General features: G+C 68.3%; 10 protein-coding genes. 7 read left to right on the forward strand and 3 right to left on the reverse strand.

Annotated features, from left to right (window positions below):
• Positions 1–68 precede the first annotated feature (68 nt).
• Complete coding sequence (locus I7S92_RS09455) at positions 69–914, forward strand: SDR family oxidoreductase (RefSeq protein WP_197643275.1); 846 nt, start codon at positions 69–71, stop codon at positions 912–914.
• A 122-nt stretch (positions 915–1,036) separates the two neighbouring features.
• On the opposite strand, the gene I7S92_RS09460 is transcribed toward I7S92_RS09455, so the two are convergent.
• Positions 1,037–2,317 (reverse strand): ROK family transcriptional regulator, encoded by a 1,281-nt coding sequence (locus I7S92_RS09460; RefSeq protein ID WP_386259659.1) that lies wholly within the window; start codon positions 2,315–2,317, stop codon positions 1,037–1,039.
• 287 nt (positions 2,318–2,604) lie between these two features.
• On the opposite strand from I7S92_RS09460, the gene I7S92_RS09465 reads away from it, so the two are divergent.
• The 5 genes from I7S92_RS09465 to xylA all read left to right on the forward strand — a co-directional run bounded on the left by I7S92_RS09465 (position 2,605) and on the right by xylA (position 8,619).
• Entirely contained in the window at positions 2,605–3,630 is a 1,026-nt protein-coding gene (locus tag I7S92_RS09465) for a substrate-binding domain-containing protein (protein ID WP_197643276.1), read from the forward strand.
• Between the two features lie 88 nt (positions 3,631–3,718).
• Positions 3,719–5,110 carry a sugar ABC transporter permease gene (locus I7S92_RS09470; RefSeq protein WP_197643277.1) on the forward strand — a complete coding sequence of 464 codons (1,392 nt, stop codon included), beginning with the start codon at positions 3,719–3,721 and terminating at the stop codon, positions 5,108–5,110.
• 11 nt (positions 5,111–5,121) lie between these two features.
• Positions 5,122–5,883 carry an ATP-binding cassette domain-containing protein gene (locus I7S92_RS09475; RefSeq protein ID WP_197643279.1) on the forward strand — a complete coding sequence of 254 codons (762 nt, stop codon included), beginning with the start codon at positions 5,122–5,124 and terminating at the stop codon, positions 5,881–5,883.
• Between the two features lies 1 nt (position 5,884).
• Complete coding sequence (gene xylB, locus I7S92_RS09480) at positions 5,885–7,321, forward strand: xylulokinase (protein ID WP_197643280.1); 1,437 nt, start codon at positions 5,885–5,887, stop codon at positions 7,319–7,321.
• On the forward strand, positions 7,318–8,619 hold the full coding sequence (gene xylA / locus I7S92_RS09485; protein ID WP_197643282.1) for a xylose isomerase: 1,302 nt from the start codon (positions 7,318–7,320) through the stop codon (positions 8,617–8,619). Before xylB ends, xylA begins: the two co-directional genes overlap by 4 nt.
• A 15-nt stretch (positions 8,620–8,634) precedes the next feature.
• On the opposite strand, the gene I7S92_RS09490 is transcribed toward xylA, so the two are convergent.
• Positions 8,635–9,522 (reverse strand): YihY/virulence factor BrkB family protein, encoded by an 888-nt coding sequence (locus tag I7S92_RS09490; protein ID WP_197643284.1) that lies wholly within the window; start codon positions 9,520–9,522, stop codon positions 8,635–8,637.
• A gap of 86 nt (positions 9,523–9,608) precedes the next feature.
• Here I7S92_RS09490 and mgrA point away from each other — a divergent pair, with 86 nt between their 5' ends.
• On the forward strand, positions 9,609–10,637 hold the full coding sequence (gene mgrA / locus I7S92_RS09495) for an L-glyceraldehyde 3-phosphate reductase (protein ID WP_197643286.1): 1,029 nt from the start codon (positions 9,609–9,611) through the stop codon (positions 10,635–10,637).
• Here mgrA and I7S92_RS23465 read toward each other — a convergent pair.
• Positions 10,634–10,765, reverse strand: a 132-nt coding sequence (locus tag I7S92_RS23465; RefSeq protein WP_197641424.1) for an integrase core domain-containing protein, incomplete at its 5' end; no start/stop codon positions are given. The two genes, mgrA and I7S92_RS23465, sit on opposite strands and share 4 nt — an antisense overlap.

Below are 10,765 nucleotides of genomic sequence, written 5' to 3' on the forward strand. Positions count from 1 at the left end.
GCCCTTGCGCAAGTGAAGCGATTGTGACGCCCCTTGCGCCCGCCCGCCGCCCCCCCGATAGTCGCGCCATGACGACGCTTCTCTCGCTTGGCCACGGCTATTCCGCCCGCGCCCTTGCCCGCCGCCTGCTGCCGCAGGGCTGGCGCATCATCGGCACCACCCGCAACCCGGCCAAGGCCGAGGCCTTTCGCACCGAGGGGGTGGAACCCCTGCTCTGGCCCGGCGATCTTGGCCCGGCCCTGGCGGAGGCGACGCATGTCCTTTGCTCTGCCGCGCCCGATGCCGGGGGCGATCCCTTCCTGCAGGCGGCGCCGGAAATCGCGCGGTCCCGCGCGGGATGGGTCGGCTACCTCTCCACCACCGGGGTCTATGGCGACCACCAGGGCGGCTGGGTCGACGAGACGACGCCGCTCACCCCGCAATCCGACCGCGGCCGCCAGCGCGTCCTGGCCGAGGGACAGTGGCACGCCACCGGCCTGCCGGTGCATGTCTTCCGCCTCGCCGGGATCTACGGCCCCGGCCGCGGCCCGTTCGAGAAGGTGCGCGACGGCACCGCCCGCAGGATCGTCAAGCCGGGCCAGGTCTTCAGCCGCATCCATGTCGCCGACATCGCCCAGGTGCTGGAGGCCTCGATCCGCCACCCGAACCCCGGCGCGGCCTACAATGTCTGCGACGACAACCCCTGCCCGCCCGAGGAGGTGCTCAGCCATGCCGCCCGCCTCCTCGGCCTGCCCGATCCGCCCGAGGTGCCCTTCGACCGGGCCAGCATGACCGCGATGCAGCGCGCCTTCTACGGCGAGTCGAAGCGGGTCAGGAACGACAGGATCAAGGATGAACTCGGCGTGACCCTGCTTTACCCCGACTACCCGCAAGGCCTCGCCGCCCTCCTGAAGGACGAGACCCGCGGCATTTGATTCAAATTGTGCTTCCTCTTGGAGAAATACTCCACGGGGGGTGCGACCATTGGATGCGCCATTGGTTCAAGCACCAATGGTCGCGGGGGGTGTGAAACCCCCCGGCGACGCCAGCCAATAGGCTACTGCGCCGCGATCTCGCGCGCTTGCGGGGCCAGCAGCCCCTCGCTCACCGCCGACAGGGCCAGAGCCGCCGCGCCATGCGCCCAGAGGAGGTCGCCCCAGGCGTGGATCTCGATCGGCGGGCGGGGGCGGCCGGTGTTGATCGTCAGGTTGTCCATTTCGTCCAGCGTCTCGGCGGCGTAAAGATAGTCGTAGCGCATCCTTTCGCCCGAGAGGATGATCAGCGCCGGATCGAACAGGTTCACCACATTCGCCAGCCCGACCGCGAGATAGCGCCCCGCCCGGCGGAAGATCGACTTCGCGGTCGCATTGCCGGCCTTGGCATGGTCGTACAGGCTTTCCAGCAGCACGTTGATCGGCTGGCTTTCCTTGTGGCCCCAGTTCAGCGCGGTCGAAGCCTCGCGCGCGAGCGCGTAATCGGCGACATAGGCCTCGAGACAGCCGCGCTGGCCGCAGCGGCAGAGCGCGCCGTCGAGCTGCACCTTGGTATGGCCCAGCTCCAGCCCCAGCCGCTGCGCGCCGCGATAGATGCGGTGGTTCATGACAAAGCCCATGCCGACCCCGTGCTCGATGGTCACCACGGCGAAATCCGACAGGCCGCGCCCGGCGCCGAACCAGAGCTCGGCCAGCGCGACGAGGTTCGCGTCGTTGTCGATGGTCACCGGCAGGCCCAGCCGCGCCCCGGCGGCGGCGGCCAGCGGCACCGGGCGGTCGGCCAGCACCGAGGACCAGAGCACCGTGCCCTCGGCGCTGTCGACGAAGCCCGGCACGCCGATGCCCACCGCCGAAAGGTCGGCCCGCGTCAGCTTCGCCTTGGCGCAGACCCGGTCCAGGAGCGTCTCGATCGCGTCCAGGATCTCGGTCAGGGACATCGGGCCGGGGCGGCGCGGGATCACGTCGTCGGCGATCAGGTTGCCGGCGAAATCCACCAGCACGGCGGTATGCTCGCGGTCGGAAAGCTTCATCCCCGCCACCCGATGGGCCCCGGCCCGCACGCCCAGCGCCACCGCCGGGCGGCCGCGCCCGGCCTCGCCCTCGCGCGGGGCGGCGACCTCCTCGATCAGCCCGGCCTCGATCAGTTCCGAGGTGATCGTGGTGACCGAGGCCGGGCTGACGCCGAGGTCCTTGGCCACCTGCACCCGCGGAATCAGCCCGGCGGCGCGGACCAGTTCGAACACCTGCTGCCGCAGGGGGCGCTGCGTCTCGGCCAAGGGCGGGATCAGCGGGCCGACCCCCTTGCGTCCATCGGCCGGTTCGGACCGGAGCTTCTTCCGCAGCATTTCTTCGGCCTTCAAAATAAAGTCGCGCCCCTCGGCGTGTCTATCTGCGCAGAGTGCCGCAATCTTGGGGAACAATCCACCTCCGACACGAAAAATTTTGGCCATTTCGCAAGCGCAGCGACTCGGCCGCTATCTGCACACAGCCTGTCGCCATCAGGGCGGAGCCGAAACCAGGCAGCGCGCGCATTTTTTATTTTGACAACTGAAATTATTCGCGCCACCCTTTTGCCGTCCAGGCGAATCCGCCGGGCCGGCCACGCGGGCCGATATCCATAGGGAGGATGAAGATGCGTACCGCAATTCTCGCCGCCGTCCTGGCGGTGACTGGCTTCTCGTCGGCGGCGCTGGCGGAAGGCAAGAAGATCGGCGTCTCCTGGGCGCAGTTCCAGGAAGAACGCTGGAAGATCGACGAAGCGGCGATGAAGGCGGCCATCGAGGCGGCCGGGAACGAATATGTCTCGGCGGATGCGCAATCCTCGGCCGAAAAGCAGCTTTCCGACATCGACGCGCTGATCGCGCAGGGCGTGGACGCGCTGGTGATCAACGCCTGGGACAAGGACGCCATCGGCCCCGCGATCGAGAAGGCCGCAGCGGAAGGGATCCCGGTCGTCGGCTATGACCGCCTGATCGAGGACAACCGCACCTTCTATCTGACCTTCGACAACGTCGGCGTCGGCCGCATCATCGCCGAGGAAGTGTTCAAGCTGGTGCCCAAGGGCAATTACGCCATCATCAAGGGCGATCCGGGCGACCCGAACGTCGGCTTCCTGCGCCAGGGGATGGAGGAAGTGATCGGCGCGGCCGTGGCCTCGGGCGAGATCGTGATCGTGGGCGAGGCGAATTCGGACGGCTGGAAGCCCGAGAACGCGCAGAAGAACATGGAGCAGATCCTGACCGCCAACAACAACGCGGTGGATGCGGTCCTGAGCCAGAACGACGGCATGGCCGGCGGCGCGGCGGCTGCCCTTGCGGCGCAGGGGCTGAACGTGCCGCTGGGCGGCCAGGACGGCGACCTTGCCGCGATCAACCGGGTGGCGCGCGGGACGCAGACCGTCTCGGTCTGGAAGGACGCCCGCCAGCTGGGCAAGGCCGCGGGCGAGATCGCCTCGGCGCTGGCCGACGGCGCGGCGCTGGACGGGGTCGCCGGGGCGACCAAGTTCTCGGGCGGCGAGAAGGGCGTGGAGATGAACGCCATCCTGCTGACGCCGACCCCGATCACCCGCGACACGCTGAACCTTGCGATCGACGCCGGCCATATCACCAAGGAGCAGGCCTGCGAGGGCGCCCTGCCCGAAGTCGCCGCCTGCCAGTGACCCAGGCTTCCGGCGCCGTCCCACCGGGCGGCGCCGGAGCTTCCCCCGGGCCGCACGCGGCCCCATTCCTCCCATGCCGGACGAGGACATGACCGACACATCCCATTCCCCGACGAGCCAGAGCCCCGAGGAGGGCGGCTTCGCCCGCTTTCTCCGCGCGACCGAGATCGACCCGCGCCTCCTGGGCATGGTCGGCGCGCTCTTGCTGATCTGGCTGGCGTTCGAGGCCTATTCGGTCCTCGCGCTGGGCCGGCCCTCGCTGCTCCTGGGGGCCAGCCAGGCCGAGGCGAACGGCTTTCTCACCCCGCGCAACCTGTGGAACCTCTCGGTCCAGACCGCCTATATCGGCATCATGGCGACGGGGATGGTGCTGGTGATCATCACCCGCAACATCGACCTCTCGGTCGGCTCGATCATGGGCATGGTGGGCATGTACATGGGGCTGTTGCAGGTCGAGTACCTGACGCCCGCGCTGGGGTTGGGGCATCCGGCGATCTGGATCGTCACCGTCCTGTTCGGCATCGCGATGGGCGCGCTGATCGGGGCCTTCCAGGGGGTGCTGATCGCCTTCGCGGGCATCCCGTCCTTCATCGTCACCCTGGGCGGCCTTCTCGTCTGGCGCGGGGCGGCCTTCCTGGTGGCGGGCGGCAAGACCATCGCGCCGCTGGACGACCGCTTCGCCCTGATCGGCGGCGGATCCTTCGGGGCGCTGGGCCGGACCGGCAGCTGGATCTTCGGCCTGATCGCCTGCGTCTTCGTGATCTGGGCCTTCCTGAACGGCCGCACCGCGCGCAAGCGGCACGGATTCGCCCAGCGCCCGGTCTGGGCCGAGACCTTCGTGATCGGCCTGGTCTGCACGGTGATCATCGGCGCGACGGCCATCGTGAACAGCTACATCTGGCCCAAGGGCAATATCGAGAAATACTACGCGGGCATCGGGCAGGAGCTGCCGGAATGCGCGAAATCGAACGCGACGATCTATGAGGGCGTCTGCGCCGGCTTCGGCCACGGCTTCGCCTATCCGGTGCTGATCATGATCGCGGTGGCCATCTTCATGACCGTGCTGATGACCCGCACCCGCTTTGGCCGCTATGTCTTCGCCATCGGCGGCAATCCGGAGGCGGCGAAGCTGTCGGGCATCAACACCCGCGCGATGACGGTCAAGATCTTCGCCCTGATGGGGGCCCTGGCCGGGATCGCCGCCGTGATCGGCGCGGCGCGGCAGAACAGCGCCACCAACGCGATGGGCAACCTGGACGAGCTTTACGTCATCGCCGCGGCCGTGGTCGGCGGTACCTCGCTGGCCGGGGGCGTCGGCACGATCTACGGCGCGATCATCGGGGCGCTGATCCTGACCTCGCTCCAGACCGGGATGGTGCTGATCGGCTTCGGCGACGGGTCCTACCAGCGGATCGTGATCGGCGTGGCCCTGGTCCTCGCCGTGTTCCTGGACATCCTGTACCGCAAGCGCATCAAGTAGGGGGCCGAGAGATGGCAGACAGAACCGGAACCCCGCTGGTCGAGATGCGCGACATCTCGATCGCCTTCGGCGGCATCAAGGCGGTGGATCATGTGACCGTCGACCTTCATCCCGGCGAGGTGGTGGGCCTTCTGGGCCACAACGGCGCGGGCAAGTCGACGCTGATCAAATGCCTCTCGGGCGCCTACCAGCCCGACAGCGGCGAGATCTTCATCAACGGCGAGAAGGTCGAGATCCGCAATCCGCGCGATGCGCGGGCGCAGAACATCGAGACGATCTACCAGACGCTTGCCCTGGCCGACAACCTCGACGCCGCCTCGAACCTGTTCCTCGGGCGCGAGCTGGTGAACGGCCTCGGCTTCGTGGACGAATCCCGGATGGAGGCGGAGACGCGCAAGATCATGGGCCGGCTGAACCCCAACTTCCGCAAGTTCAACGTCCCTGTGTCCGCCCTTTCCGGCGGCCAGCGCCAGTCGGTCGCCATCGCGCGGGCGGTCTATTTCAACGCGCGCATCCTGATCATGGACGAACCCACCGCCGCCCTCGGCCCGCACGAGACGCAGATGGTGGCCGAGCTGATCCAGGAGCTGAAGGCGCAGGGTCTTGGCATCTTCCTGATCGAGCATGACATCCACAACGTGATGAAGCTGTGCGACCGGGCGAGCGTGATGAAGAACGGCCAGCTGGTCGGGACGGTCAACGTCGATGAGGTCACGGACGAGGACATCCTGGGCATGATCATCCTGGGCAAGAAACCGGCGATGGCGGCGTAAGATGTTCATCGGACTGGATCTTGGCACCTCGGGCCTGAAGGGCGTCCTGATCGGCGCGGACCAGAAGGTGCTGGCCGAGGCGACCGCGCCGCTGACCGTCCAGCGGCCGCATGAGGGCTGGAGCGAGCAATCCCCCTCGGACTGGATTTCTGCGGCCGAGGCGGTGCTGGACCAGCTGGCGGCGAAGGGGTTGGGACAGGTCCGGGGCATCGGGCTTTCGGGCCACATGCACGGCGCCACCCTGCTGGACAAGGCGGACGAGGTGCTGCGCCCCTGCATCCTGTGGAACGACACCCGCGCCCATGCCGAGGCCGCCGCGCTGGACGCCGATCCCCGCTTCCGCCAGCTGACCGGCAACATCGTCTTTCCGGGCTTCACCGCGCCCAAGCTGGTCTGGGTCGCCCGCCATGAACCGGCGATCCGGGACCGGGTGGCGAAGGTGCTGCTGCCGAAGGACTATCTGCGCCTCTGGCTGACCGGAGAGCATGTCGGCGAGATGTCGGATGCTGCCGGGACCTCGTGGCTGGACACCGGCAAGCGCGACTGGTCCGACGAATTGCTGGCCGCCACCGGCCTGAGCCGCGGGCATATGCCCCGGCTGGTGGAGGGGTCGCAGGTCTCGGGCACCTTGCGCGAGGGGCTGGCCAGCCGCTGGGGCCTGCCGAAGGGCGTGGTCGTGGCCGGTGGCGGCGGCGACAATGCGGCCTCGGGCGTGGGTGTGGGCGTGGTGCGGGCGGGGGAGGCCTTCGTCAGCCTCGGCACCTCGGGCGTGCTGTTCGCGGCGAACGACGGCTATCAGCCCGATCCGGCCACCGCCGTGCATACCTTCTGCCATGCGCTGCCGGACACCTGGCACCAGATGGGGGTGATCCTGGCGGCGAGCGATGCGCTCAACTGGTATGCGAGGCTGGTCGGCACCGATGCGGCGAAGCTGACCGGAGAGCTGGGCGCGCTGCAGGCGCCCGGCAAGACGCTGTTCCTGCCCTATCTCGGCGGCGAGCGGACGCCCTTGAACTCGGCATCCGTCCGGGGCGCCTTCACCGGGCTGGAGCATGCGACCGACCGCCAGGCCGGGACCCGCGCCGTGCTGGAGGGGGTGACCTATGCCATCCGCGACAGCCGCGACGCGCTGGCGGCGACCGGAACCCGGCTGGAGAACCTGCTGGCCGTCGGCGGCGGCTCGCGTTCCGACTACTGGCTGCGGCTCATCGCCACGGCGCTGGACTGTCCGGTGCAACTGCCGGTGGCGGGGGACTTCGGCGGGGCTTTCGGTGCCGCGCGGCTGGCGCTGATGGCGGCGACCGGCGCGGGGGCCGAGATCGCCAGCCTGCCGCCCATCGCCCGGGTGATCGAGCCGGACCCCGGCCTGAAAGATGCCTTCGACGCGGGCCACGCAAGGTTCCGCGCCGCCCAAGCTGCCATCAAGGACCTGACATGACCGATTTCTTCAAGGGCATCCCGCAAATCCGCTACGAAGGCCCTTCGTCCACCAACGAATTCGCCTTCCGCCACTACAACCCCGACGAAATCCTGATGGGCAAGCGGATGGAGGACCATCTCCGCTTCGCCGTCGCCTGGTGGCACAGCTTCGCCTGGCCCGGCGGCGACCCGTTCGGCGGCCAGACCTTCGAGCGGCCCTGGTTCGGCGACGGGATGGCGCTGGCCAGGCTCAAGGCCGACGTGGCCTTCGAGATGTTCGATATCCTGGGCGTGCCGTTCTACTGTTTCCACGACGCCGATGTGCGGCCGGAGGGCGCGACCTTTGCCGACAGCCTGAAGAACCTGAACGAGGTTGCCGACTACATCGGCGAGAAGCAGGCCAGCCACAAGGCAAAGCTCCTCTGGGGCACGGCGAACATGTTCAGCCACCGTCGCTGGATGGCGGGCGCGGCGACCAACCCCGACCCGGACGTCTATGCCTATGCCGCCGCCACGGTGAAGGCGAACATGGATGTGACGCATCGGCTGGGCGGGCAGAACTACGTCCTCTGGGGCGGGCGCGAGGGCTATGAGACGCTCCTCAACACCGACCTCAAGGCCGAGCGCGCCCATGCCGGGCGCTTCCTGCAACAGGTGGTGGAGTACAAGCACAGGATCGGCTTCCAGGGCACGATCCTGATCGAACCGAAGCCGCAGGAGCCGTCGAAGCACCAGTACGACTATGACGTGGCCACGGTCTACGGCTTTCTCAAGGACTTCGGTCTGGAGGGCGAGGTCCGGGTCAACATCGAGCAGGGCCACGCGATCCTTGCCGGCCATTCCTTCGAGCACGAGATCGCACTGGCGGCGAGCCTGGGCATCTTCGGCTCGATCGACATGAACCGGAACGACTACCAGTCCGGCTGGGACACCGACCAGTTCCCGAACAACCATGCCGAAAAGGCGCTGGCCTTCTACGAGATCCTGCGCGCTGGCGGCTATGCCACCGGCGGCACCAACTTCGACGCCAAGCTGCGCCGGCAGAGCCTGGACCCCGAGGACCTGATCCTCGCCCATGTCGGCGGCATGGACACCTGCGCCCGCGCGCTGAAAGCCGCCGCCGCGCTGCTGGAGTCGGGCGAGCTGGAGGCCGCCCGCAAGGCCCGTTACGCCGGCTGGGACAGCCCCGGGGCGCAGGCGATGCTGAAGGGCGGTCTGGAGGACGCCGCCGCCCGCGTCAGCACCGAGGGGCTGGAGCCGGAACCCCGCTCGGGCCGGCAGGAGCGGCTGGAGAACCTCTGGAACCGCTTCGTATGATCTGCGGCGCGGGGTCTACTCGCGCCGCTCCACCCAGCGCAGCCGCCCGTCCGTTCCGATCACCGGCCGCCGTCCCCGCAGCCGGGCGTCCAGCTCGGCGTTGATCGCCCCGCCCAGAAGGATCGACCAGACGCTGAGGTACAGCCACATCATCAGGATGATCACCGCCCCGATCGAGCCATAGATCGCGTTGTAGCTGTTAAAGTTCGCCAGATAGATCGAGAACCCCAGCGACACCCCGGCCCAGGCCAGCGTCGCCACCAGCACGCCGACGCTGATCCAGGGCGAGCGGAACCCGCCCTCGACATTGGGGCCGAAGCGATAGAGGATCGACAGGCAGGTCAGCACCAGCAGGAACATCGCCCCCCAGGGCAGGACGCCGGTCAGCCAGGCCTCGAACGTGCCGAGCTTCACATAGCTGAGCAGGATCGGCACCACGACGATCGTCACCAAGGCGACGAACAGCGCCCCGATCAGCGCCGCCGTCAGCAGGAAATCCACTGCCCAGCCCCAGAGCCAGCCGCGCGGCTTGGCCCGGTGCACGACGTGCAGACCGGCGGTCAGCGCGGAGACCCCGGCCCGCGCCGAGTAAAGCGCGATCAGGAGCGACAGCAGCGTCGTCCATTGCAGCGCGCTGCGCGGGGTGTTGATCAGCCCCATCACCTGGTCATGGATCAGCATCCGCGCCTCCGGCGGCAGGAAGCGTTCGCCCACGGTCAGATAGCCCTGGATCACGCCGGGATCGGCCACCAGCCCCCAGAGCGCCACCGCCGCGCCCAGGCCGGGAAAGACCGCGAACATGGCGTAGAAGGCCACTCCGGCGGCGATCAGGCCGAAATGCCCCTCGCCGACCCGGCTCCAGACCGCCGTGATGAAGTCCCAGACCCGCAGCACATGCCTCATGCCGCCAGCATCCCCCGCTTTGCGCGCCACCGCAACTTGAAGCCTTGGCCTGCCCGTGAAATCCTGGCGATCACAGGAGGATCGCCATGAGCCGCTACACCCCCCGCGCCGACCGATACGAGCGCATGGTCTACAACCGCTGCGGCAGGTCCGGCCTGAAGCTTCCGGCGATCAGCCTTGGCCTCTGGCACAACTTCGGCCACGACACGCCGCATGCGACCAAACAGGCGATCTGCCGCGCCGCCTTCGACCACGGGATCACGCATTTCGACCTGGCCAACAACTATGGCCCGCCCCCCGGCAGCGCCGAGGAGGCGTTCGGCGAACTCCTCCGCACCGACTTCCGTTCCCACCGGGACGAGCTGATCATCTCCTCCAAGGCCGGTTACCTGATGTGGGACGGCCCCTATGGCGAATGGGGCAGCCGGAAATACCTCATCGCCTCCTGCGACCAGTCGCTGAAGCGGATGGGGCTGGATTACGTCGACATCTTCTACTCGCACCGCTTCGACCCCGACACGCCGCTTGAGGAAACCATGGGCGCGCTGGACCATATCGTGCGGTCCGGCCGGGCGCAGTATATCGGCGTCTCCAGCTACAACAGCCAGCGCACGCGCGAGGCGGTGGCGATCCTGAACGAGCTGGGAACGCCGCTCGTGATCCACCAGCCCAGCTACAACATCCTGAACCGCTGGGTGGAGACCGACGGGCTGAAGGACACGCTTCAGGAACTTGGCGTCGGCTCGATCGCCTTCGTCCCGCTGGCGCAGGGCATCCTGACCGGCAAGTACCTGAAGGGCATTCCGCAGGGCAGCCGCGCCACGCAGGGCAAGTCGCTGGACCCGGCGCTGGTCGAAAGGGCCCTGGCCCCGGTCCGCGAACTGGACGGGATGGCGCGGGCGCGCGGCCAGACGCTGGCGCAGATGGCGCTGGCCTGGGTGCTGCGCGGCGGCGGGATCACCAGCGCGCTGATCGGCGCCTCGCGTCCCGAACAGGTGGAGGATTGCGCCGGCGCGGTGCGCAACCTGGACTTCACGCCGGAGGAACTGGCCCGCATCGACGCCATTGCCGAGGAGAAGGCGCTCAACCTCTGGGCGCAGTCCTCGGAGGCCTAGCTGTGAGTTCTTACGAGGTCGTTCACCTTTGAGAGGGGAGGCGTTCGGTTGAGTGCGGAGTGTGGTCTTGATCGGTTGAACCAGTCAAGCCAGCGCGGCAGATCGGCGTTTCTCGCGTCGGATGTGGG

The sequence above is a fragment of the Tabrizicola soli genome, assembly GCF_015999335.1.
Lineage (GTDB): Bacteria > Pseudomonadota > Alphaproteobacteria > Rhodobacterales > Rhodobacteraceae > Tabrizicola > Tabrizicola soli.

Excerpts from the sequence above, each read along its gene's own strand:
- I7S92_RS09470 (WP_197643277.1), top strand. The coding sequence starts at position 3,719 with ATGACCGACACATCCCATTCCCCGACGAGCCAGAGCCCCGAGGAGGGC.
- I7S92_RS09475 (WP_197643279.1), top strand. The coding sequence starts at position 5,122 with ATGGCAGACAGAACCGGAACCCCGCTGGTCGAGATGCGCGACATCTCG.
- I7S92_RS09490 (WP_197643284.1), bottom strand. The coding sequence starts at position 9,522 with ATGAGGCATGTGCTGCGGGTCTGGGACTTCATCACGGCGGTCTGGAGC.
- xylB (WP_197643280.1), top strand. The coding sequence starts at position 5,885 with ATGTTCATCGGACTGGATCTTGGCACCTCGGGCCTGAAGGGCGTCCTG.
- I7S92_RS09455 (WP_197643275.1), top strand. The coding sequence starts at position 69 with ATGACGACGCTTCTCTCGCTTGGCCACGGCTATTCCGCCCGCGCCCTT.
- xylA (WP_197643282.1), top strand. The coding sequence starts at position 7,318 with ATGACCGATTTCTTCAAGGGCATCCCGCAAATCCGCTACGAAGGCCCT.
- mgrA (WP_197643286.1), top strand. The coding sequence starts at position 9,609 with ATGAGCCGCTACACCCCCCGCGCCGACCGATACGAGCGCATGGTCTAC.
- I7S92_RS09460 (WP_386259659.1), bottom strand. The coding sequence starts at position 2,317 with ATGCTGCGGAAGAAGCTCCGGTCCGAACCGGCCGATGGACGCAAGGGG.
- I7S92_RS09465 (WP_197643276.1), top strand. The coding sequence starts at position 2,605 with ATGCGTACCGCAATTCTCGCCGCCGTCCTGGCGGTGACTGGCTTCTCG.